Origin of the sequence: Mesorhizobium sp. M1334 (assembly GCF_040317995.1) — a bacterium.
Lineage (GTDB): Bacteria > Pseudomonadota > Alphaproteobacteria > Rhizobiales > Rhizobiaceae > Mesorhizobium.
This window is the reverse complement of record NZ_JAMYLM010000018.1, coordinates 97,164-118,981: the sequence shown is the minus strand read 5'-3', so window position 1 is coordinate 118,981 and position 21,818 is coordinate 97,164. Positions and strand designations below refer to the sequence as shown.

21 protein-coding genes and 1 pseudogene are annotated in these 21,818 nt (G+C 57.1%); 18 read left to right on the top strand and 4 right to left on the bottom strand.

What is annotated here, in order from left to right:
* A pseudogene (locus tag NKH17_RS25115) lies at positions 1-505 on the top strand (integrase core domain-containing protein); the annotation flags it as partial.
* A 314-nt stretch (positions 506-819) separates the two neighbouring features.
* Here NKH17_RS25115 and NKH17_RS25110 read toward each other — a convergent pair.
* Together NKH17_RS25110 and NKH17_RS25105 are read right to left on the bottom strand one after the other, a co-directional pair.
* Positions 820-1,395 carry a hypothetical protein gene (locus NKH17_RS25110; RefSeq protein ID WP_352900777.1) on the bottom strand — a complete coding sequence of 192 codons (576 nt, stop codon included), beginning with the start codon at positions 1,393-1,395 and terminating at the stop codon, positions 820-822.
* A 14-nt stretch (positions 1,396-1,409) separates the two neighbouring features.
* Entirely contained in the window at positions 1,410-1,793 is a 384-nt protein-coding gene (locus NKH17_RS25105; RefSeq protein ID WP_352900779.1) for a hypothetical protein, read from the bottom strand.
* A 754-nt stretch (positions 1,794-2,547) separates the two neighbouring features.
* Between NKH17_RS25105 and NKH17_RS25100 the strand changes: the two genes are divergently transcribed.
* From NKH17_RS25100 to NKH17_RS25065, 8 genes are all read left to right on the top strand, one after another.
* A complete protein-coding gene (locus NKH17_RS25100) occupies positions 2,548-3,270 on the top strand; it encodes a LuxR family transcriptional regulator (protein WP_352900781.1) in 723 nt (240 codons plus the stop codon).
* A gap of 85 nt (positions 3,271-3,355) precedes the next feature.
* Positions 3,356-4,033, top strand: coding sequence for an acyl-homoserine-lactone synthase (locus NKH17_RS25095; RefSeq protein ID WP_352900783.1), 678 nt, complete (start codon positions 3,356-3,358; stop codon positions 4,031-4,033).
* 105 nt (positions 4,034-4,138) lie between these two features.
* Entirely contained in the window at positions 4,139-4,759 is a 621-nt protein-coding gene (locus NKH17_RS25090; protein WP_352900784.1) for a hypothetical protein, read from the top strand.
* A 57-nt stretch (positions 4,760-4,816) separates the two neighbouring features.
* Positions 4,817-5,512 carry an NlpC/P60 family protein gene (locus tag NKH17_RS25085; protein ID WP_352900786.1) on the top strand — a complete coding sequence of 232 codons (696 nt, stop codon included), beginning with the start codon at positions 4,817-4,819 and terminating at the stop codon, positions 5,510-5,512.
* Between the two features lie 131 nt (positions 5,513-5,643).
* Positions 5,644-7,545 carry a hypothetical protein gene (locus tag NKH17_RS25080; protein ID WP_352972584.1) on the top strand — a complete coding sequence of 634 codons (1,902 nt, stop codon included), beginning with the start codon at positions 5,644-5,646 and terminating at the stop codon, positions 7,543-7,545.
* Positions 7,546-7,844: 299 nt separating this feature from the next.
* Positions 7,845-8,342, top strand: a complete 498-nt coding sequence (locus tag NKH17_RS25075) for a hypothetical protein (protein ID WP_352900790.1) — start codon at positions 7,845-7,847, stop codon at positions 8,340-8,342.
* A gap of 110 nt (positions 8,343-8,452) precedes the next feature.
* Positions 8,453-9,112: a hypothetical protein gene (locus NKH17_RS25070; RefSeq protein WP_352900791.1), complete on the top strand. Its 660-nt coding sequence runs from the start codon at positions 8,453-8,455 to the stop codon at positions 9,110-9,112.
* Positions 9,113-9,541: 429 nt separating this feature from the next.
* The gene (locus NKH17_RS25065) at positions 9,542-9,883 is read left to right on the top strand and encodes a TfoX/Sxy family protein (protein ID WP_352900793.1); all 342 of its coding nucleotides are present in this window, start codon (positions 9,542-9,544) and stop codon (positions 9,881-9,883) included.
* Between the two features lie 372 nt (positions 9,884-10,255).
* On the opposite strand, the gene NKH17_RS25060 is transcribed toward NKH17_RS25065, so the two are convergent.
* Entirely contained in the window at positions 10,256-10,786 is a 531-nt protein-coding gene (locus NKH17_RS25060) for a Ros/MucR family transcriptional regulator (RefSeq protein ID WP_352900795.1), read from the bottom strand.
* A 365-nt stretch (positions 10,787-11,151) separates the two neighbouring features.
* Between NKH17_RS25060 and NKH17_RS25055 the strand changes: the two genes are divergently transcribed.
* The 4 genes from NKH17_RS25055 to NKH17_RS25040 all read left to right on the top strand — a co-directional run bounded on the left by NKH17_RS25055 (position 11,152) and on the right by NKH17_RS25040 (position 14,237).
* Entirely contained in the window at positions 11,152-11,487 is a 336-nt protein-coding gene (locus NKH17_RS25055; protein WP_352900797.1) for a hypothetical protein, read from the top strand.
* A 660-nt stretch (positions 11,488-12,147) separates the two neighbouring features.
* Positions 12,148-12,456 (top strand): DUF982 domain-containing protein, encoded by a 309-nt coding sequence (locus NKH17_RS25050; protein WP_352972579.1) that lies wholly within the window; start codon positions 12,148-12,150, stop codon positions 12,454-12,456.
* Positions 12,457-12,619: 163 nt separating this feature from the next.
* Positions 12,620-12,733: a DUF2905 family protein gene (locus tag NKH17_RS25045; protein ID WP_352648223.1), complete on the top strand. Its 114-nt coding sequence runs from the start codon at positions 12,620-12,622 to the stop codon at positions 12,731-12,733.
* Positions 12,734-13,235: 502 nt separating this feature from the next.
* On the top strand, positions 13,236-14,237 hold the full coding sequence (locus NKH17_RS25040; RefSeq protein WP_352900801.1) for a GlxA family transcriptional regulator: 1,002 nt from the start codon (positions 13,236-13,238) through the stop codon (positions 14,235-14,237).
* 594 nt (positions 14,238-14,831) lie between these two features.
* Here NKH17_RS25040 and NKH17_RS25035 read toward each other — a convergent pair.
* Entirely contained in the window at positions 14,832-15,890 is a 1,059-nt protein-coding gene (locus NKH17_RS25035; RefSeq protein WP_352479381.1) for a LacI family DNA-binding transcriptional regulator, read from the bottom strand.
* 161 nt (positions 15,891-16,051) lie between these two features.
* Here NKH17_RS25035 and NKH17_RS25030 point away from each other — a divergent pair, with 161 nt between their 5' ends.
* The 5 genes from NKH17_RS25030 to NKH17_RS25010 all read left to right on the top strand — a co-directional run bounded on the left by NKH17_RS25030 (position 16,052) and on the right by NKH17_RS25010 (position 21,483).
* Entirely contained in the window at positions 16,052-17,041 is a 990-nt protein-coding gene (locus NKH17_RS25030; protein ID WP_352479380.1) for an autoinducer 2 ABC transporter substrate-binding protein, read from the top strand.
* Between the two features lie 87 nt (positions 17,042-17,128).
* Positions 17,129-18,643: a sugar ABC transporter ATP-binding protein gene (locus NKH17_RS25025; RefSeq protein WP_352972575.1), complete on the top strand. Its 1,515-nt coding sequence runs from the start codon at positions 17,129-17,131 to the stop codon at positions 18,641-18,643.
* Entirely contained in the window at positions 18,636-19,637 is a 1,002-nt protein-coding gene (locus NKH17_RS25020; protein WP_352900806.1) for an ABC transporter permease, read from the top strand. Before NKH17_RS25025 ends, NKH17_RS25020 begins: the two co-directional genes overlap by 8 nt.
* Positions 19,634-20,629, top strand: coding sequence for an ABC transporter permease (locus NKH17_RS25015; RefSeq protein ID WP_352900808.1), 996 nt, complete (start codon positions 19,634-19,636; stop codon positions 20,627-20,629). Before NKH17_RS25020 ends, NKH17_RS25015 begins: the two co-directional genes overlap by 4 nt.
* A 5-nt stretch (positions 20,630-20,634) precedes the next feature.
* Positions 20,635-21,483, top strand: a complete 849-nt coding sequence (locus NKH17_RS25010; RefSeq protein WP_352900811.1) for a sugar phosphate isomerase/epimerase family protein — start codon at positions 20,635-20,637, stop codon at positions 21,481-21,483.
* The last annotated feature ends 335 nt before the right edge of the window (positions 21,484-21,818 follow it).

Sequence of the window (21,818 nt, the reverse complement as noted above, 5' to 3'; positions counted from 1 at the left end):
CGGGCATGCGGGTTGCCCGAGAATTGGACCGGCTCATCACCGAGCGCGGCCGGCCGAGAATGATCGTCAGCGACAATGGCAGCGAGTTCACCTCGAACGCCATTCTCTCCTGGGCGGATCAGAACCGCGTCGAATGCATTACATTGCGCCCGGCAAGCCGATGCAGAATGGCTTCATCGAGAGCTTCAACGGCCGACTGCGCGATGAACTGCTCAACGAGACGCTGTTTACTTCGCTGGCTCAGGCACGCGTCGCCATCGCCCTGTGGCGCGCCGACTACAACCCCGCGCGGCCGCATTCCCAAATCGCCTGGCAGACACCGGCCGAGTTCGCCACGCTCGCGCTGCGCTATGCCAAAGGCTCCGCGCCAGCGCCCGTCGCTTCACTCGCCCAGCAGGGCACAACCCACGCCGGAAACGAACTCAAACTGGATAGAAACTGGGGGCAAGGTCAGCCGTATAACTCGGCGAGCCTTCGCTTTGGCGGCAGGTTGCGTTCTGCCTAACGGGCTCGCGCAGTAGTTCGGTGCCAAAATCGGATGGGTCCATAAGCTCCTCAATTTCGAATGATGTTCTGCAGGCGTCATTCACGGCAGGTTCGGGGCGTGCTTGGAGCTAGCGCTCTGTCATGGTCCTACTGGCTCGGTATTGATATCCCAAGCTCCTTCTTAAGATCGTCAATACTTCTGACCATCCGCTTCTTATTACGAAGGGCAGCTAAGTAGTCATCGTTTTGATCATTCCCCGCATCATCAAGTATTTTTATAATTGATCTAAGCCGATTTCTAGCTTCCTCAGATACGCCCGGAGATTGCCCCTGCTAAATTTGTTGGACGAATCTATAAGAATCGCAGCTTGATAGAAGTGATATGCCGAGACTAGCTTGATATTTATAGTTTGCTGATTCCGCACGAGCTAAAGATCTTGGTCCGAAAAAGGCTCGATATATCTCCTCTTGTGCAAGCAAGTTATCAATTGTTCCGAGTGAATCTTCGCTGTTCGGAACGTTGTCATAAAAAAAGAAAATTTTGGGACTGAAGCCCTTGGCGGACTGCGTGAGTTCAACGTCGATTTTCTGTTCCTTGTGATCCACTGCACTCGACATCGTGAGGGTCAGGGTCCCCGTAGCACCGGAAGATGTAAGCTCCGATGCTGGTACGCTAATTCTGAATGAGCCTTGATCATTAAGCGACTTCAGTTTTTCGGCGGAGAATAGGCAGTCAATAGTTCCCGACATAGCAAGCTGAAAATCCGTGGCCGTCTGGCCAGGATTCTGAACGCGAATTTCAATCCCCGAGGGCTTGTCGCAATCAGCTTGAGACTGAGCAGAAGCCGCAGGAGGAGAGATCACTACTAAGAAAGCTCCTAGCAACCCGAACCGGCTAATTTGGCTCATACGACTCAACCCTCCTATTGCTGGCTGGCAAGCTTCATACCAGCCATCACTGCGATAGCGGCCAAAGCGCCATTTCTGACGCGTACCAGATATTCACTAACTAAGTTAGGATCTATGTTGAGCGTTGCGAGAGTCTGAGACCAAGACACGCGACTGTCAGTATCCGCGCCAGCAATTGGAGAGCTTATTAGCTCGGGAAGATATGTAATTGCGAATAAAACCAAAAGGTAAAAGAAAAGAATCCACGACATGTTGCCCCTATCGTATTTGCCTGTGCTCGCCCCAAAGAAGGCCGTTAGGGTGGGAAGAGCAATTATATTAAATAAATTAAAGAAATCAGACTTTATCAAGGCAAATTTAAATATCAGATTTGGTGCAGAAGAAGGTGATGTAATCATGGTGCCTTGAGTCGCGAAATCGAAAGCACCGATCCCGGGCCGGCTTGGAAGATGGACTCGTTCAAGTCCATAGTTTTTGGGCGATCTGAGAATGGTGTTGCAGTCCTCGTGGTCAGATCCGCGAGCGGGCTCAACATTCGTTCGGGACCCAATGCAGGTCACTCGCTTGCGCGCCCGACTCCGTTGCCTACTGGGACTCAGGTGATAGCGCACGAAGCGGAAGGGCAGTGGCGGTTCGTCTCCGTCCTGAACGCGGCGGGAGATCCGGACTTTTCTGGGCCCACTGCAGTTTCCTCTTTGAAACCTGAGCGGTTTGCACCTGCCGCTCCCCAACTGTTCAGAGCTTTTAAAAATCAAACTCATTGCGCAGAAACGACTGCTACCGATCTGCAGCGCAAGGGCCGTCCTCCCAATCGTAGACCGGTAACGTCGGCATGGGGATTCAGAGAAGGAGGAAGTTCAATTATCTCGGGCTTTATCCAGACTTCCGAGTCTTCGGCATCTGCTGGCTGGGGCTCTTGGAAGCTTTCCCCATTCTGGGTTCGAGTCGGTAGACCGCTCCTTCATGACACCCCACTATTAAGGGAGAGCTGTTTAAGGTCGTTTCCAATCAGGTGTAGCTCGGCGCTTGAGCCTGGCCCGGTCTCTCTGGCAGTCCAGGCCCCATGCGTGAAACTATTTCGGCCACTCCTATATTCTGAAGTCCTAATTCAGGTTATACTTATATGGATGGTGCCGCGCAGGAAGCTCTTACATGATCGATGCAGACGTATTTGATTTTGTCGAGCGCTGCAGAAACCATAGGGCAACGGGGCTGCTGCTTGGCGACCTGCTGGACACCGTGCGAAGTCTCGGCTTCGAACACCTCATCTTGAGCGGCGTTCCTCTCGGCGGGCAGAAGCTCGCGCCGATGGTCGAACTGAACGGCTGGCCGGCCGGCTGGTTCGAACGCTATGTCGAGGCCGAGCACGCCGCCGTCGATGGTGTCTGCATCTATTCGGCGAAGACCTTGAAGCCGTTTCTTTGGGCTGACGTACCAGCAAAATGGTCTAATACCGAAGGTTCGCGACGAGTTGCCGGCGAAGCAACGGAGTTTGGCATCTGCAGCGGTTTCGCCGTGCCGATGTTAAGCGTCCACCATTGGCAATCTGTGCTGTCATTTGCGTCTTCCGCGAAGCGCTGCAGTCTGTCGGCCCGGCAACAGGTGCAACTAGTTACAATGGCGGTATATGCCGGTATGTCGATCCAGGCGTTGGCGGATGACAATGATGACGATGAAGGCGTGCTGACCGACCGCGAAAAAGAGGTGCTTTTGTGGGCTGCGGCCGGCAAGACCTCGTCGGAAACATCTCAAATCCTTGGACTGACCGAACGCACCGTTAAATGGCACTCAACGCGGGCCCGCGAGGCTTTTGGCGTCGCGACGACCACGCAAGCGGTCGTCGAAGCGGTGCGCCGGCGTCTGATCCATCCCTAAAACGCGTCAACTGTCCGATCGGACAGGTGACGTATATTAGCGCGACTGCGATTATCTCCTTCGAGAACGATCGGGGGATCGCGCGATGATAGAAGCCCATGTCGTCAATGCGCTGAACAAGCATCTTTATGAATGCGAATTCGACGAATTCCTGCGCCGGCGTCACGATTTTTTCGTCCACCAAAAGCATTGGCGTCCGGCGAGTCTGGATGGTCGCGAACTGGATCAATTTGATACGGACGCGGCCACTTATCTGCTTGGCATCGAGGAAGGCCGCGTAGTCACTTCCGCGCGGCTGATCCCGACCAGCGAACCGCATATGGTCTCGGAAGTCTTTCCCCATATGTGTGAAAAATCGGGCGTTCCGAGGCGTTCCGATTGGGCCGAATGGACGCGCACTTTCGTTGTCCCCGAGAAACGCTCAACTGGGCTGCGAGGCACACTAACCCAACTGTGCTGCGCTGTCATGGAATACGCTCTTGACGAGGGCCTCAGCGCGGTTGGCGGTATCCAGGAAACCTACTTTATGCCTCACCACGGCGCGTTGAAGTGGCGAGCTGAACCCATGGGCATGGCGAGGGAAGAAAACGGCGAATGGTACATCGTTGCATACATCGAGGTGAATGAGGCAGCGCTGGCGAGCGTTCGCAAAATACTTCGTCTCAACAATTCTCTGCTCGTCCGGCGCGGCATCCAGTGTCCATTCCTCCGTTGGCCCGAGAAGCACTTGGACGTCGCCTGGCACCGGGATCACTCGCACTAATCGAAACACGTCGAGGGGGTCGCTCGGCCGGTCGCACGGTTCTCAAAGGAACGTCGGCGGAAAATCAAACTATAGACGACAGGCCATGGAGGAGGGGGCAAGGGCATGACGATCAATAGAAACTTCTTTTTTAACCATGCACGTCTCGGACTCTTCGACGGCAAAATGTCGAACTCGCAAGTGAGCGGCATCACCTTAATACTCGACAAGTGGGAACACGAGATGCCGAAGGCAGATGACCGTTGGCTGGCCTATATGTTCGCCACGGCACATCACGAAACCGGACGGACAATGCAACCGGTAAGGGAAACTTTTGCGGGTACCGATTCTCAAGCGATAAAGATCCTCGATAGGGCGTTCGCGGCTGGGAAGCTGCCTTGGGTATCAGAGCGGTACTGGCAGCCTGATCCTCAAGGCATCTCATGGCTCGGACGAGGTTTTGTTCAACTGACGCATAAGGGCAATTACGCCAAAATGGCGGCCCTCACGGATCCCAACTTAGCCACGAACCCAAGTCTCGCAATGAATCCGGTGACTGCAGCCGACATCATGTTCAAGGGCATGGATAAAGGCTCCTTCACAGGTGCGAAGCTGAGCGACTTCTTTTTAGGCACCAAAGAAAAATGGAGAGAGGCGCGACGCATCATAAACGGCTTAGAAAGAGCCGATCTCATCGCCAGTTATGGAAAGCAATATTACGCATGTATCAGTTATACCACTAGCTAAATATAGCTTAGATACATTGGCATGTAGACACGGATTGCCACGGAGTAGGGGTCTAAAATGAAGATTATCCAGATACAGCAGGCCCTCGCTGGCCTGGGCCTCAAGCCAGGTCCTCTCGACGGGATCTGGGGCCGGCAGACAAGTGCGGCTGTCAGAGCTTTCCAAACCAAAATGGGATTAGACCCCGACGGTATTGTTGGTCCGCTCACAATTGCAGCGCTCTTCCCTGGTCGACCAGCAGAGTCCGGCCTCGACCAAGCCGAGATTGTTTGGTTCAAAGAAGCCCGGCGGCTGCTCGGCACGCGAGAGAAGCCGGGCGCTGGATCGAACCCTGATATTCTCGACTGGGCTACGGACGTCAATGTCATGTACAAAGGCGATGATATCCCCTGGTGTGGGTTGTTCGTGGGGCACTGTATTGGTTCGACCCTGGATCGTGAGCCCCTTCCCACAAATGTCCTGGGCGCCAGGGCATGGGCGACTTTCGGCATAAAAACACAACCGACATCAGGAGCGGTGATGGTATTCTGGCGCAATTCGTTGCAGAGCGGCAAAGGCCACGTCGGGTTCTATGCCGGGGAGGACGCAGGAGCCTACCGAATTTTGGGCGGGAATCAATCCGACAGCGTTTCGTTGGCTTGGGTGAGTAAGAATCGGCTCGTGGCTGCGCGCTGGCCCGCAACTGTTCCGGCACCAGTGCCGAATCCAGTTACTGTTGGCCGCGCGGATCAGCTGTCATGGAATGAGGCCTGAGCTCGGAGGGAATCTGGGACCCAGGCCCTTCTTTGACTCGGCTATACGATAGCCAACTCTGCTACAAGCAGCCAGTAAACTGGATGCAACAAACGTGTGCAGCCGTGCCTCAGCACATACCGGAGAGGACCGTGGTCCAAACGCAGACAACAAGCCCGCGGTTCCGCAGTGCGGTCGTCCTGGTGATGCTGGTCATTCTGGGGACTGGGCTTATGCGCTTGTTTGCGGAAACTCGCGGTGGGAACGCGGTCGAGGCAGAACGTGCAGAGATTTGGGCCAGCTGCCTCGGAACTGTATCTGTCGCTCAAAATACGGCACTCACCCTCTCGAGTTTAGCTAGTGATCCGGCTAGCAAAACCCTGCTCTCAGCCACTGCGGCGACGAATCTTTCCTACGTCTCAACTGAAGCTGTGCCAATTGACCCAATCGACCCTAAACTGAGCCTTCGAACCTCGCGCACAGAGCCGTTTACACTGCCGCAATACACCGAACTTCGTGTTCAAAAGGGCGAGTTCTGGCTTAGCGGATCAGCCGCAGCACAAGTCGGTGACGCGGCACTTCTGTTTCGAACGTCCGATCGGCTCCGCTTTGGCCCCGCCCCTAATTCCAATTACATTATCTCACTGAGCGAGGAAGTCCCCATAGGGGCGCAAGTTGAGGGTCAGCCCCATCGCTTATTGCCGCAGGGAACCACCGGAACTCTTAAATTGGACAGGGACAAATTGGTTCCACTAGTTACGCTCGATGCCACCGCCGCGACGCCGCTACTGCTTCATAGCTCACCCAGCCTTCTTCCGGTGAGAGCATTCGGTGAAAAAGGCCCTGCAGCGCTGTCGATCGAGACACGACAACAAGCCTTAACCGGCAAGACTTTGACCGCATGCGCCATCGCCCAAGGAACGGCTTATCCTATAGCGGTAACCGACGTCGCTCCCGGTGCAGATGGCATCACGAATGTCGTCTTGAATGTCCCGAGTGATGTTCTTCCAGATACGTCCCTCCTAACGTTAGTTGATCTGGCGGTAGCGAGCACTGATGGTCAGTACACTGCTCACGGAAGTTTCGTCGCCTTTAGCCGCCTATATGCCAGCATCATTGCGACGCTATTCACCGGGCTGCTCTTCTGGGGACTCCTGCACGTCCGGCACATGAAAACGGTCCCTAATTCAATAGCCAGAAAGAACGAATGGGGCAGGTTTTTTGCTGGACTTTTTATTAGCGAAGGTGACAACGATCCGAGCTTGTCGCTTTTCCAGGTGTTCTTCTGGACTGCGGTAACGGTGTGGGGCTTCTTCTACAGTTTCACAGTTACCGGCAGCCTGCTCAAAATGACGCCAGAAATGATGGTGCTTCTGGGCATCGCCGGCACCGGCTCGGTACTCGCGCGTTGGATCGCAATTTCGAGGGGAGGCTCGACCTCGCAACCTACAGGGTCCGAAGTTCAAGCACCTGCCGACGCTCAACGAGCGGAGCCACTGGACTTCTGGCAGATACTCAACACCAACGGCCAATTCGACCTTCTGAAACTCCAGCTGCTTTTGTTCACTCTGCTGATAGGCGTATACGTCATATGCCGGATCGCAGAGTCTGCGAGCTTTCCCGTGCTCGACACCAATACGCTGCTCCTACTGGGAGTGAGCCAAGGGGTCTACATCGGTGGCAAACTCGGGGGCACGACACCGTTGGCGCGTGCACAAGCTCTCAAGCTTGACCTGGATTTGGCCGCGCAAGCAGCAGCTAAGCTTGCCGCTGAGATCAGGCAACTAGAAGAGGACAGAGATACATTCAAGAAAGAGAAGGAAGCACTCGATCAAGAAATTCAAACCCTCGGCGAAACCGCCAATCGAACCGATGACCAGACGGAGAGACTGAGTATGCTGCGAAAGCAGGCATCGGACAAAGAAGCTGCCATCGCTGCGCTGGACGCTACGATCAATAAGAAGAATGCCGATCTGAGCTCCGCAAATGACAAAGTTAAAGAACTCGAACCTTCCCTTGAGCAAGCAGTCAAGGATATTGGTTTGGCGACTTAGGGGTAATTCGTGGCGAGGATACCGTCACCAGAACAGTAGCGTCGCCGCTGAGCGGTATTTCATGTAATTCCGGTGTATTTTATTTGCAATGAGTGAAAGGTAAGCAGATGCCTAGATCGTGTGTGATTGCGCTAAGCTCCGTCCTCTTAGCTTCTTGCAGCACCACAAACCCGGATCCTCCGGAACTCGGCTTCGAATCGCCCAAGTCTGCGATCGAAAAGCTTGGTTATGATGCCGTCTCACTTCCGTCTACAGCTTACGGTCCCGGATCGTTTGTCACGTCCGTTAAGGGTTTCGGAATGACCTCGCCCTTGAAGTTGACATACTTATGCCGACCGGATTTCACAAACACACCGCCTCCGATCATTGACGCTGCCGCCTCGGCTCAGGCTTCGCGCATTTTCAGTGGTAGTTTCAGGCTCGGCGTTTCTGCATTGGCGGACCTTGGTATTAGCGCGGGAATAACGGACATCGAGTCGGTCACAATCAAGTTCAGCGACGTCAAGATTGAACAGCTGGGGTACGATGATCTCGAGGCCATAAGATCAGGCCTCGGTCCGAAATGTCACGAGATTGTCCAGAAATTTTCGAATGATGGTATTGCCTATCAGACAAAGCAGGCGATCAGAGCCGACGTTACGTATACCGCCAACTTCAAACGAGGTGCCTCTGCAGACGCAAAAAACATAGCAATTCAGGCCCTGAAGGCTAACTTCGGAGGATCTGTTGAAAGTAACTCCGACTCGTCAGTTACTGGTACAGGACTGTACTACGGGCTATTACTTACGAAGGTGTAATTCGATTGTATTTTATGAGTTAAATTCACCTAGTATTAGTCAAAATATTGATTGTGAGATTCCAGTTAAGTTGAGGAAAACTCTACATTTATAGAAATTTGGAATTGGCGATGAACGCAGATACTTCTGTTGGTGCTGCTGATCTCTTTACTGGCGCGTCAACTTTGATCAAATACGGACCAATTGGTTTGGCGGCACTGATGTTGGTGCTTGTTGTCATAGGATTGACGATAAGGACGCCCGATCAGCGTCAAGAAAGCCTATTAAGACAGCTCCTGTACGTTGGTTTAGCCTGTTTCATAATTGCTAGCGCTGCGCCCTTTATTCCGACGCCCAATCCAACCGTTTCTCACGTTCTTCATATGCGAGTTGAGCCACAAGCCTTGGGCAAGACCCGGACCCTTCCCGAGCCAATCATCACCATTAATGGCAAGCGTCTCGAGGAGCCGCTCGACTTCTCCATAAAGTCTGAGGTGACAGTGATAGTTGACGTGAGCGATGCAGTGAGCTTCACGCAGGAATTCCGCTCGCAGAATGCCAGACAGGCCACTGCACTAAGCAGCATCGCCTCACAAGTGGACGGACTGGTATCACAACTTCAGCGAGCGTCTCGCCTCATCGATAATAGCTGCTCCGGTGGCGCCCATGGCGTACAGCCACTGCATGCCGCCGAAGTCATAGCAATCAACAGCTCGGTGGCCAATGTGCTCTCGAGTACAAAGGCAGCCGTTGACTCCGCACTGGCGGTGGCGCCCCCCGAAGTGAAATAGGCTTTGTCAGGCCACTCTTAACAGACACATGCTGCGTGTGCGCGCTGTTGGGAGGCTCCGCGGGAACGCTGTCGATGTGGTGGTTCGGGCGGCTCCTGATCCCTGATCCTGCCCCTGCAATGCTTCGCCTCAACCGCGTATGCGTACCCTAATAGTGTTTTATCGGCTTCTGTAATAAGCAGTCTAACTTCTAGGCGGAGGTCACATTGGCAAAGATATTTCTTCGGCCCTTGTGCCCTTGATGATGTTTCCGAGAGGGGGTAGCGCCCCTTTCTCCGTCAGGCAAAACAACTGTCGCCCCGCTGGGAGAAGGGGACGCCGCGCCACTCCACTTGAATCTCCACCCGCTTCCGTGCTTGCCTGTCTCCCGCAAATCGCAGAGGGACGGTGAGCATGGCAAAGTCAGTCACCAGCATCGCACCCGAACCCATGGTCGAGCGTCTGCGCGCCGCCCTCGGCCCGCGCCAAGTCACCGAACAAAAGATGTTCGGCGGCACCTGCTTTATGCTCAACGGCAACATGCTGATCGGCACGTCGAAGCGCGGGCTCCTGGTGCGCGTCGGCAAGGAAGGGCACGCGGCGGCTGCCGCCCGCCCGCACGCGCGGCCGATGGAAATGGGCGGACGTTCGATGGAAGGTTATGTCCATGTTGCGCCGGAGGGCACGGCCACCGAGGCGGATCTCCGTGGCTGGCTCGACCTCGCGCTGGCATTCGTCGAAACTTTGCCGCCGAAGATCAAATCCGCCGCGATCGCAACGAAGCGGGCTTAGGCCGCTGGCGCGCCACCCTTCCGCACGTGACGTGTCAGTGTTGTTGTGCTGGAACGCATGGCCCGGGGAGGGAGCGATGGCACTCTATGGACATTGCATGTGCGGCGCGGTGACGTGGGTCTACTCCGGCGAGACCACCCGCAGTTCCGCAGCTATCTTGCCCGCAAACGGCGCAGAGCTGGCCGTCGTCTGCTACTCCGGCCATGGTGTCCAGATCGACCGCGAAAACTTCCTGATCCCCGTCGATGCCTCCCTGAAGCAGGCGGCGGACATTGATGTCCAGACCCTCAAGCTCAACGATGTTGCTGGAACAGTAGGCTTCGCCATTTTCAGGTACGACACCGCACGGACCTCCTTTTTTCGTGCAGCACGCTACGCTTTGACGAGTGCCTTGCGCGCCTTCTTTACCGGCGACTTAACGGCCGTTGCGGTTGTTGTCGCCGTCGCGGGGCGAGCAACTCGTTTTGGTTTTTCTGCCGCGGCTGGTGCGGGCGCTTCCTTGCGCCCGAGCCCGATTGATTTCGCAAGAGCCGAGCGGGTGGCTGCGTAGTTCGGCGCCACCATCGGATAATCTGCGGGCAGGTTCCATTTCTGGCGGTATTGGTCCGGGCTCAAATTGTAATGCGTCCCAATATGACGCTTCAGGGATTTGAATTTCTTCCCGTCTTCCAGGCAGATGATGAAATCAGGTGACACTGATTTCTTGATCGACACCGCCGGCTCCAGTTTGATTGCAGCCGGGGGGACAGGCGTGCCGATCCCTTGCAAAGCAACATAGGTGTCCCCAATCAGCTTCGACAACTCGCCGACCGGCAGCGGATTGTTCGACACGTAGGCGGAAACGATCTCGGCGGTAACCGATACCAGATCAGCTTGGTCGCTTAAATTTGGAGAAACGGTCATCGAGCTTTCCTCTTGTCCAATGGCGTGCGTTGAAACAGACGGGTGATTAACAATCAGCCAGTTCGTTGTCCCGCCAACAAACCTTATTCGCCACAAATATCAAGCCAGCAAGCTTCGCTTTCATCGACTCAGCCTGGGACGCGCTCGATCTCGATAGCGAGCGGCTGACAAGCTGGCACGCCCAGCATGGCTGGGGCGCTGGCCCGCGAGCGACGGATCATCAGCGCGACCGGCATGCTGAATGGTCAGGGAGGAGACGTCCACCTTGACTTCGGCACTTCGGCCGGCGCGTCGACGTGCAAATCCTTGGGCAGATCACGAGAGCCCTTCTAAGCCACACCGCGGCGGGACGCATTAAGACGAGCATGCGCAATATTCTTGCGCGAAATATTCCGAACTGCGGGCAAAGCAATGATGACCAACCGTACGTTTCTTACATCCAATTGAAGCCAACCAAGAATAGATTATTATTCCGCTGGGGCGTATCGTTGGGGGGGTGGATGAGCAGTGTCCAAAGGGTAAGTCCAGTTCTGGAACAAGCAATCGCTGCACTTCTAAACAGGGCCGAGTATGACGGCACCGTTTCGATCAAAGCGGCAGTGAAGGAAATTAGGCGGGCTGCGCCTTATTTGGCCGCATCCGATGAAGAGCTAACCGAGGCGATTTTCGAAGTATCTGCTGCGATGGGCCTGTCTCAATGAGTGGCACTGCGTATCCTGGTGATCTGGCTTTGTTAAAGCAGGTCTTTGATCGTGTCTGCGCCGAGGCAGGTATCTCCGTTGGTAGCATGGAGGCGGAGCGCCTGAGCGTGAGCGCAATGGCACTCTTCTCGGACGGCGAGTTCGACGAGGCCGTTCTTTATGAACGCCTTCGGCTTGTTGCCCGCTCCCTGCCGAGATGAGCCTGAACATGACCGCCGATCTCCAGGAAATTCTAGCGAGCATTTCGCTCGATACGAAATCCTCCTGTTGATACAGGAGGGGCAGTTCGCCCGCGTTGCACTGCTACGCGAGATCGGGCCAATTTTTTTGTGGCTGATATGTGCCCATTACTTTGCGTGGGCGCGAACGGACTTTTTGCCCTCTAAATGGCTGCTGCCTAGGAAGGAGGGATGCTACGCCGCGCCTGTTAAAGCTCAGAGCGTACCCGCTTGTTCGTCCTCAACCTCCGCCTCATGGCGCCTGCGCCCCCACATGAACAATATCGCCCAGGGTGAATGAGCATCCGCTGCCGCAGACCTTCCGGCTGAGCAATCAACCTTATCGCCACCACGACGAAACCGACCACCAGCCAGACGGCCAGGGCGACACTTACCTTCAGATCTTGCATATTGATTGCTGCTGAGACTGCCGACACCCTCGATGGACATTCCGAGAAGTCCCGTCAATTCCCGCCAACGCGGTAGCCGCGCTATATTCCGACTTATGGCACTTCATTGGTTCAACCCTCCAGTATTTGTGAAGACAGACCGACCCGGGGTCACCTACGGCGTCAATCACGTCGAGGGTGCTGCCGAGGAACTCATGAAATGGCCTAAGAGGGGACCTAAATGGAAGCTGGCGCTGCAGTCCTGGATAGCTGGGTTTGAGGGCAGGGTGTCGCCTCAGGAGGTCCGCATGGCCTTCGAGGCCGCTGCCAGAGAGGAGGGGATGCTCCGCTCCTCTGGATAGGCTTGATTTGCTCGCTGATCTCAGTTCCCACAACGTCGCGTGTCCCAAATGGGAGCGCTATCGCCCGGGAAAATGAACATAGCAGGCCGTCCAAACGTTCAGGTAGCGGATCGCTCCTGCGCTGAAAGAACAATCGAGAATTCCCCGATCCGTTTCGGTCGCCATGTCGCGAACGCCGATTGTCGTTGATTTGATCATACTTGCACGAGGCCTTTTGTCGCCCTGGTTGTCGAGAGTCGGTCTGGGCAGATTGCCTGGTGATGGTGATCGAACGTAAAAACTTCACGTTCTACGATCCGATCGGCACCGGATTCTGCTTAGCGTCGTGTCTCGTTTGTTCTGTGGCTGCTTAACCAATAGCCAGGACCCGAGCCCGCGTCGCCGGCGGAAAGAACGACGCAGGCCGATCGAAGCTATCCGATCTGGCAGCAAAACTATGAGGGGACGGGTTTGTAGCGTGCGCCGAACTTTCCCAGCCTCCGCCGCGCGAATTGGCGGGGGGGCCGGTCAGGCGCTGTTGCACAAGGGGGACTCGGGTGGCCGGGCTGGCAGGTGCTCGCGGGCCGCAGGCGAGCCCATGCGCATGAGCCGCAACGTCATTTTGGCCCCAGGAACCTGCCTGGCCGCCCCACCGTTCTCATGCTCTTGGGAAGGAAAATATGATAAATTGCATGCTGCGACGGAATCTCATCACCATGTGGAATGAAGTACCGTTGTTGCCGCGTCTGGCGTAGACAACGCAATCGCGACATCCTGTTCGCAACACCAACGTTAGCCCAATGAATATAGCCGAACATCGCATCAAGCGTTCCCTCGTCTTCTTCCTTGTGCCGGATTTCACCATGGTCGCCTTTGTGACGGCGCTGGAGCCTATCCGCATCGCCAACCGGATGCTCGGTTACGAAGCCTATAAATGGCGGCTCGCCAGTATCGACGGGCAGCCTGTACCCGCTTCGAACAACGTGTTGTGCTCGGTGGACACGTCGTTGGAGGACGAGCGGCGTAAGATGGCTGGCCCAGATAGGGCATCGATGGTCATCGTCTGCACCGGCATCAACATCGAGCGCTATTCAAATAAGTCGGCCTTTGCCTGGTTGCGCGAGGAACATAATCGCGGTGTTGCGATCGGCGGGCTCTGCACTGGTGCGCATGTGCTCGCGGCTGCCGGGTTGCTCTCTGGCAAACGCTGCGCCATCCATTGGGAAAACCTGCCTGGCTTCGCCGAGGCGTTTCCGAACGCCAACGTTTTTGCCGACCTTTTTGAGGTCGACCAGAACATCTATACATGCGCCGGCGGGACTGCTGCTCTCGACATGATGTTGAAGCTGATCGGCGATGATTTCGACGACACTCTGGTCAGGAACGTATGTGAGCAGGTGCTGACCGATCGAGTACGCAGCCCGAGCGATCGCCAGCGACTTCCTCTGCGAGCACGGCTTGGCGTTCAGAACTCCAAGGTGCTGACGATCATAGAACTCATGGACGCCAATCCGTCCGAACCGATATCGATTGGTGATATTGCCGACCATGTCGGGCTCTCGCGACGGCAGATCGAGCGTCTGTTCCATCTCGAAATGCGTCGCTCCCCGGCCCGCTATTATTTGGATATCCGCCTTGAGCGCGCGCGGCATTTGCTGATCCAGTCAGCCTTGCCCATAGTCGAAGTGGCCATCGCGTGCGGCTTCGTTTCGGCGTCGCATTTTTCCAAATGCTACCGGGAACTCTACGCCCAGACGCCGCAGCAGGAACGACTGAACAGGAAACATCCCGTCGCTGTCTAAAAAGTCACCGGCATTGCCACATCCGCATCCGGTTCCACCAAAAGGGCTTCGACGGCGTGGCCGCACTCAGTCTTGCGATGGGGCGCATCTCAGCCCGCATGTTTTCGTTGCCGCCTCCATTGCACACCGCACGACGTCCGCAAGTCGCGGCAATAAGACGTGGGCCCTTTGGTCGAGTTGCCATTCACCCGAATGCGATCAGCGGATCCGTGGCATCGAGCCAGTCGCCGGCCAGCACCTCGGCTATGGTGCCGTCGCGTTCGGCATCATCGCTTCGACAGCAGCACGTCGCCGGCCTTCACCGCCCGGCCGCGCGCAACCGAAGGGCGCCCGCCAGGTTTCATTCTCAACTTTCTCCTGAGGCTACTCAACAGATAACGAGTCCAGCGAGCTTGCGTATCCAGAGCAAGGACGCGAGCCGATCGGAGCAACTGATCCAGCAGCAATACTGTGAGGAAAGGTTTGCTGCGAGCGCCGAACTTCCCTGCGCGCCACTGTTCCGCTGCCGCCGCTGATTTCCATAAAGACGCTACATGTGCCAGGCGTTGATGCCTGGATGAAGAGAGCTGTGCAAAGACCGGTTCTTGGGGCGCTTCACGCCATATCCTTCAACGTGTCCAGCGGCCCTTTCAGGGCAGACCTGGGCTGGATCAACTCCGGCGCAATCAGGAAAATCTGCGGGGCCGTGGGAGGTTCATTGATCAGTTCGAACGCCTTCGCAATCATCGCCTCAAAATTCTGCCGCACCATGATTACGGGGAAAGGCAGGAAAGAGGCGAAGGGGTCATAGTCGTAGCAACCGACGACAAGCTCGCTAAACATCTCCGCCGGCCGGCCCGCCATGAAACGCAGCAGACCCTCCATATTGATCGACGAATTGATGAACAATGCGCGGGGCAACTTGCCATGGCGTTGGCAAAATGCCTCGAAGGCACGCAATGTTATGTCGGGCGAATAGCCGGAGGACTGTACTCCGTCATCAGGGTCGGCGCCCAACAGTGCCTTTTTGGTCGCATGGAAGGCGGCGATGCGCTCGCGGCTTGCGTGGTCGTTGCGGCCACCAAACAGAAACAGCTCGTCCGGTCGCAGGGGGTCATCATTGCCGAACTGGCGGATGATTGCCTCCGTCAGCATCCGCGCACCCTCATAGTTGTCGCTGATCACCGAATGCGCCTTTGCTCCCGGGAGGTCGATGTTGACATGCCTCAGTCCCGCCGCCTCGCAGACCTCGTGCACGCCGTCGGGATCGGTGGCGCCGACGATGAAGAGCTGGTCGATTGAGTAGGAAATCAGCGTCTCCGCGGTCCGGCGTTCCTCTTCCGGGTCGCGGCTGGCACTGACCACGACCGGGCATTGACCGCGGCTGCGCACATGTCCCTCAAATGTCTGCGCCATTGAGGAGAAGTAGCGATTGTCGTGGATGGGCAGCATCAGGCCGACGAGGCCAGATCGCGACCGTCGCAAGCCTCGCGCCTGCAGATTGGTGGTGTACTGGTGGCGTTCGGCGAGGCTGAGAATTGTTTCCGCCGTACTTTCCTTAATGCGGCGCTTGCGCCAAGTGCCATTCAGCACTGCGCTCACGGTCGACGGCGAACTGCCCGATAGCACGGACAGATCATAGATCGTCGCCTTCTTCTTGACCTGCTGATCCATCTGGCCCTCCGGAGGGTCTCTTTAGAGCAATATTCGGTTGGAGCAATATCTCCCTTGACGAGCGCACCCTGATGCAAGATAGTCTTTGCACCATCGATTGTGCAAGCGCAAATCGGTGGCGGAGGTATGTTCCTAATGGGAACGTTATGGGAGGAGTTCAGATGAAAAAATTGATGATCGCGGCGCTCGCCGCGACCCTTGTGCTTGGCGGCTCAATCGCTGCCATGGCTCAGCAGGCCGGCAAGGTCGGCGTCGTCGTCAAGATCGGCGGCATTCCCTGGTTCAACGCAATGGAGGCGGGCATCAAGGAGCGCGGCCAGAAGCTCGGCGTCGACGCATTCATGGTTGGCCCGACCAGTGCGGATCCGGCACTGCAAGTTCGCGCCATCGAGGATCTGATCGCACAGGGCGTCAAGGTCATAGGTGTCGTGCCGAATGACGCGAAGGTGCTTGAACCTGTCCTGCAGAAGGCGAAGGACGCCGGCATCATCGTCATCACGCATGAATCGCCCGGCCAGAAGGGCGCCGACTGGGATTTCGAACTCGCGTCCGCGACCGGCTTCGGTGAGGCTCATGCGAAGCTCTTGGCGGACAAGATGGGCGGCAAAGGTGAATATGCAGTCTTCGTTGGTTCCCTGACAGTGCCGCTGCACAATGCCTGGGCCGATGCGGCAATCGCGTATCTGAAGAAGAACCATCCGGACATGAAGCTGGTCGGCGATCGTTATGGCGTCGCCGAGGATGTGGACAAGAGCCGCAGCACTGCACTTGACCTGATTTCCGCCAATCCCGGCTTGAAAGGCTTCCTTGCCTTCGGCAGCCAAGGCCCGATTGGCGCTGGCCGTGCAATCGAAGAGCGCCGGAAGGTGGGCCAGATATTCGTGCTCGGCCCATTCTCGCCGGGGCAGGGCCAGAAGCTCATCAAGAGCGATGCGATCTCCGGCGGCTTCATGTGGAATCCAAAGCAGGCGGGTGAGGTCTTCGTCACGCTGGCCGACCAACTCATGAAGGGCAAAGAAGTCAAGGATGGCGATACGATCGAAGGGCTAGGGACAGTCAAGCCCGACTTCGAAAACCATAACATCATCGTCGATCAACTGGTCCCGATCAACAAGGACACTGTCGACGGCCTCGCGGCGATGGGTCTGTAAAGCCTCCCAAGGCTGTGGCAGCCGGGCTGGCCTCGAGCCTGCCCGGCTGAGGATGTGTTAACGCGATTGGATCCAGGGTTCAACTCCATGGCTGATCAGGCACTCGATGGCGTCGCATCACGGCCGTTGCTGTCGCTCCGCAACGTCAACATGACGTTCGGCGGCGTGAAGGCGCTGAAGAATGTCAGCTTTGAGGTGCTGCCGGGCGAGGTGCATTGCCTGGCCGGCGAGAACGGCTCCGGCAAGAGCACGCTGATCAAGGTCATCACCGGCGTTTACAAGCCCGAGGCGGGCGTCGTGATCGACTATGACGGCCAGAGCTACTCCCACATGTCGCCGGTAGCGGCGCAGGCCGGCGGGATTCAGGTCATCTGGCAGGACCTCGCCCTGTTTCCCGAGATGACTGTCGCCGAGAACATCGCGTTCCAGACTGTCATCGGCCGCTGGCCGCGGCTGGTGAACTATGCCGAAATGCGCCGTGTCGCGACCAACGCCTTGCAACGTCTTGGTATTACCCTCGATGTCGATCTCGCCCTACACCATTTTCCCATCGCACAGCGGCAGATCGTGGCAATCGCGCGCGCCCTCGTCGGCCAGGCGAAGCTCGTCTTCATGGACGAGCCGACGGCGTCGCTCACTCAATCTGAAACCGACTATCTGCTGGACATTGTGCGGAACCTGTCGGCGTCGGGCGTTGCCGTTGTGTTCGTCAGTCATCGCCTGGCGGAGGTTCTCGAAATCTCCAGTCGTGTGACGGTGCTGCGCGACGGCGCCTTGGTTGGCGTCTTTCCGACCAAAGGTCTGACCCAGTCGCGCATTACAGAGCTGATGACCGGCAAGACCTTCGACTATTCCGTCCTGCATCGCGATTTGAGCACGAGCCCGGTTACGCTCGAGGTCAAGGGGTTGTCGCGGCCTGGCGAATTCGAGGATGTGTCATTGACGGTCCGCCGCGGCGAGACGCTCGGCGTCACAGGGTTACTCGGGGCAGGGCGCACCGAGTTGGCGTTGACCTTGTTCGGCATGCGCAAGCCGAGGTCCGGCTCTGTTGTGCTGGATGGCAAACCGGTCCGCTTCGGTTCCAACCGTGACGCGATCGCCGCCGGTGTCGCCTATCTTTCGGAAGACCGGCTGTCGCTAGGTCTCATTCAACCCCAGGCAATTGCCGACAACATGGTCATTGCCTCGCTGGACAAGATTCTCTCTGGCGGTCTCATTTCGAGCGATCGCAAACGATCCCTAGTCAGTAGTTGGATAAGGGATCTCGGCGTTAGGATCGGAAAGCAGGAAGACGCGGTCTCGACCCTGTCGGGGGGAAATCAGCAACGTGTCGCCATTGCAAAATGGCTGGCGACTGAACCGAAACTGCTGATCCTCGACGGACCGACGGTCGGTGTTGATGTTGGCGCGCGTGCCGGCATATTCGATATCGTTTCCAAGCTGGCCGACAGCGGCCTGTCGATTATCCTGATCTCGGACGAGGTACCTGAAGTCTATTTCAACGCGGACCGTGTGCTGCATATGGCTCAGGGGCGCATTGTCGGCGAATATGTTCCCGGCGTCACGTCCCTCCAGGCGATCGAAGCGGCGGTCTATGCGTAGGTTTGTCCGCTCTCACGCAACGGAGCTGGCTTTGCTCGCCGTGATCGCGGTCATCTGCGCCTTCCTGTCGTTTGCGACAGACCGGTTCTTCACCCTCGGCAATGCGTTTGACCTCCTGAACACAAGTTCGGTCAACATCATCTTCGCCGTCGGTCTGCTCGTCGTGCTAATTGCCGGCGGCATTGATATTTCCTTCGCGGTTGCTGCCTCCGTCGCGCAATATCTGACGGCAATCGTCCTTGGCTGGATCGGCGGCGGGAATTGGATTGTCGGCCTCACCATCGCTGGTGCATTGGGCGTCACCTTGGGCTGCATCAATGCTTTCCTGATCCACAGGTTCAGGATCATCTCGATCGTCGCTACGATTTCTACCTTCAACATTTTCTTCGGCTTGCTGATGTTCTTCACAGGCGGCGTTTCAATCTACAATCTGCCGGACTGGCTCACCGCCCGCGTGGTCCTGTTCGAGCGCGAGATGGCTGATGGCACGTGGGCGGAGATCACCCTACCCGTGCTCATTATGGCGATCTGCGTATTCGCTACCTGGGCGTTGATCACGCGCACGACCACTGGTCGCCAGCTCTACGCTTTCGGCGACAATCCGGAAGGCGCGCGCCGCTTCGGCATCAATGTTGGGTCCATGCAATTTATCGCGTTCGGCTGGCTTGGCCTGATGGCGGGCATCGCCGGTCTCGTCCAAGCGCATTACGCGCAGGAAGTGGTGCCCAACGCCCTATATGGGCGCGAACTCGACGTCCTGGCAGCCGTGGTCCTTGGCGGTGCGCGGCTTGGCGGCGGCAAAGGCAGCGTGCTCGGCTGCATCCTTGGCGTTCTGTTGGTCTCGATCACCCAAAACGGACTTAATTTGATGGGCGTGTCGCCTTTCGCGTTCAAGATGATCGTCGGCACCATCATCCTGGCCGCCATTACCCTTTCGAACACCAGCATTGAAGGGCTGCTGCCGTTCCTGAAAAGCCGGCGGATGCCTTCATGACGGTTGTGATTGAACGCGTCCGCAACTTGCTCGGCCCCGAACTGGCAGGTCCGCTTGCCGCGTTCGTGGCAGTCATGATCGTGTTCGGCATTGCCGCACCCAACTTCCTTTCCCGGGCTACCTTTGGATCCGTCGCCTTCCAGCTGCCGGAGCTCGGACTTCTCACACTGGCCATGCTGCTGCCGATCCTGACCGGCGGCCTGAACCTGGCCATCACCTTTACGGCCAACATCGCCGGGCTGACGCTCGCCTGGATCCTTCAAAGCCAGGGCGGCGTCGGTGCGGGCATCGGTGCCTTTGTCCTTGGCGCGATCCTTGCCATTGCGGTCGGAGCACTAAGTGGGCTGATCATGGGGCTGGTCATCGCCTACACCAAGGCTCACCCGATCCTGGTCTCGCTCTCGATGATGATTTTCCTGCGCGGTCTTGGTGAGTTCCTGACCCACGGCGGCGACGTGTCCGGCTTTCCCAGCTTCCTGGCGCCGATCGGCTACGGTTCGATTCTTGGGATCCCGGTTCCGTTGCTCATATTCATCGCGTGTGTGCTGATCTGGCACCTCCTGCTAACGCGCATGAAGCTGGGCTTCAACACCTATATGATCGGCTCCAACATCGAGGCCACGCGCTACTCCGGCATCAATACGCGCAAGGTGCAGGTTCTGGTTTACACATTATCCGGCGCGATGTGTGCGGTCGCCGGCATTATCATGCTGGCGCGCTTCAATTCGGTCCGTATCGGACACGGCGAGTCCTACCTTCTGATCACTGTGCTTGCCTGCTTTCTTGGCGGGGTCAATCCGTTCGGCGGCTTCGGTCGGGTGATCCCTGTCTTCGTCGCGCTGGTGGTGCTCCAGCTTTTGTCCTCGGGACTCAATCTGATGGGCGCCAACCAGCATCTAGCGACGGCGGTCTGGGGCATTTTGATGATCACCGTGATGATCCTGCGCTGGCTTGCCGGGCGCCTCAAGTTACTAAACACAAACAAAGGGTGAGTTAGATGCATGGATTTGGGGTCCACACCTCGATGTGGACGATGAATTGGGATCGGGCCGGCGCAGAGAAGGCGATCGCCGCTTCTGTCAAGTACGGCATGGATTTTATCGAGATCGCGCTTCTGAACGCGCCGGCGGTCGATGCCGTGCACACACGCGCCTTGCTCGAAAAGCACAATCTTCCGGCTGTTTGCTCGCTTGGCCTTCCCGAGCGGGCCTGGGCCTCGGTGCGGCCGGATGCCGCCATCGAGCATCTCGAAGTGGCGATCGACAAGACTGCAGAGATGGGCGCGCTGGCGCTTTCCGGCGTGATTTTCGGCGGTATTGGCGAACGCACCGGCCTGCCCCCCACCGAAAAGGAATACGACAACATCGCGCATGTGCTGACCGTCGCCGCCAAGCACGCCAAGATCCGGGGCATAGAGCTCGGAATCGAGGCGGTGAATCGCTACGAGAACCACCTTATAAATACTGGCGCGCAGGCCGTCTGGATGCTCGAGAAAATCGGCGCCGACAACATCTTTGTTCATCTCGACACCTACCACATGAACATCGAGGAGAAAGGGGCCGCCAATGGTATTCTGGCCGCTCGCGATCACCTGAAGTATATTCACTTGTCAGAGAGCGATCGCGGCACCCCAGGCACCGGCAACTGCCCCTGGGACGAGATCTACGCAACGCTCGCGGCGATCGGCTTCAAGGGCGGACTTGCCATGGAAAGCTTCATCAACATGCCGCCGGAAGTCTCCTACGGCCTCTCCGTCTGGCGGCCAGTCGCGAAGGACGAGGCCGAAGTGATGGGCAATGGCTTGCCATTCCTGCGCAACAAGGCTCGCCAATACGGTCTGATCTGACCCAATGGATGACGGGCTGGAGGCGGCGCGAAGAACGCCGGTTTTATCCGGCGAATGCCAAAGGGGCCGGACGTTCAATCTCTGGACCCGAAAATGGCCGTGACGGCGCACTGCCAGACGGCGCCATGCCACCATCGCCAAGTGCTCGACATCGTGAAGCCCGCGGGATCGGTCCGGTCCGGACGCGCCAGCGATGGCGGACGATCTCATTCCGAAGCTGAAATGCGCCAAATTCGGCGGCAAGCGTGTTGGACTGATGTATACGCCCGACACCAGCCAGAGCGCATACGGCAAGGCATAGGGCGGGCGATGAACCTAAGGTCGAAGGCGCCGGC

Coding starts and splice junctions, on each gene's coding strand:
- NKH17_RS25035 (WP_352479381.1), bottom strand. CDS start 15,890: ATGGATCAGCAGGTCAAGAAGAAGGCGACGATCTATGATCTGTCCGTG.
- NKH17_RS25075 (WP_352900790.1), top strand. CDS start 7,845: ATGACCTCGCCCTTGAAGTTGACATACTTATGCCGACCGGATTTCACA.
- NKH17_RS25070 (WP_352900791.1), top strand. CDS start 8,453: ATGAACGCAGATACTTCTGTTGGTGCTGCTGATCTCTTTACTGGCGCG.
- NKH17_RS25065 (WP_352900793.1), top strand. CDS start 9,542: ATGGTCGAGCGTCTGCGCGCCGCCCTCGGCCCGCGCCAAGTCACCGAA.
- NKH17_RS25025 (WP_352972575.1), top strand. CDS start 17,129: ATGGCTGATCAGGCACTCGATGGCGTCGCATCACGGCCGTTGCTGTCG.
- NKH17_RS25095 (WP_352900783.1), top strand. CDS start 3,356: ATGATAGAAGCCCATGTCGTCAATGCGCTGAACAAGCATCTTTATGAA.
- NKH17_RS25060 (WP_352900795.1), bottom strand. CDS start 10,786: ATGACCGTTTCTCCAAATTTAAGCGACCAAGCTGATCTGGTATCGGTT.
- NKH17_RS25050 (WP_352972579.1), top strand. CDS start 12,148: ATGGACATTCCGAGAAGTCCCGTCAATTCCCGCCAACGCGGTAGCCGC.
- NKH17_RS25085 (WP_352900786.1), top strand. CDS start 4,817: ATGAAGATTATCCAGATACAGCAGGCCCTCGCTGGCCTGGGCCTCAAG.
- NKH17_RS25045 (WP_352648223.1), top strand. CDS start 12,620: ATGTCGCGAACGCCGATTGTCGTTGATTTGATCATACTTGCACGAGGC.
- NKH17_RS25040 (WP_352900801.1), top strand. CDS start 13,236: ATGAATATAGCCGAACATCGCATCAAGCGTTCCCTCGTCTTCTTCCTT.
- NKH17_RS25090 (WP_352900784.1), top strand. CDS start 4,139: ATGACGATCAATAGAAACTTCTTTTTTAACCATGCACGTCTCGGACTC.
- NKH17_RS25010 (WP_352900811.1), top strand. CDS start 20,635: ATGCATGGATTTGGGGTCCACACCTCGATGTGGACGATGAATTGGGAT.
- NKH17_RS25110 (WP_352900777.1), bottom strand. CDS start 1,395: ATGAGCCAAATTAGCCGGTTCGGGTTGCTAGGAGCTTTCTTAGTAGTG.
- NKH17_RS25105 (WP_352900779.1), bottom strand. CDS start 1,793: ATGATTACATCACCTTCTTCTGCACCAAATCTGATATTTAAATTTGCC.
- NKH17_RS25100 (WP_352900781.1), top strand. CDS start 2,548: ATGATCGATGCAGACGTATTTGATTTTGTCGAGCGCTGCAGAAACCAT.
- NKH17_RS25030 (WP_352479380.1), top strand. CDS start 16,052: ATGAAAAAATTGATGATCGCGGCGCTCGCCGCGACCCTTGTGCTTGGC.
- NKH17_RS25020 (WP_352900806.1), top strand. CDS start 18,636: ATGCGTAGGTTTGTCCGCTCTCACGCAACGGAGCTGGCTTTGCTCGCC.
- NKH17_RS25055 (WP_352900797.1), top strand. CDS start 11,152: ATGCGCAATATTCTTGCGCGAAATATTCCGAACTGCGGGCAAAGCAAT.
- NKH17_RS25015 (WP_352900808.1), top strand. CDS start 19,634: ATGACGGTTGTGATTGAACGCGTCCGCAACTTGCTCGGCCCCGAACTG.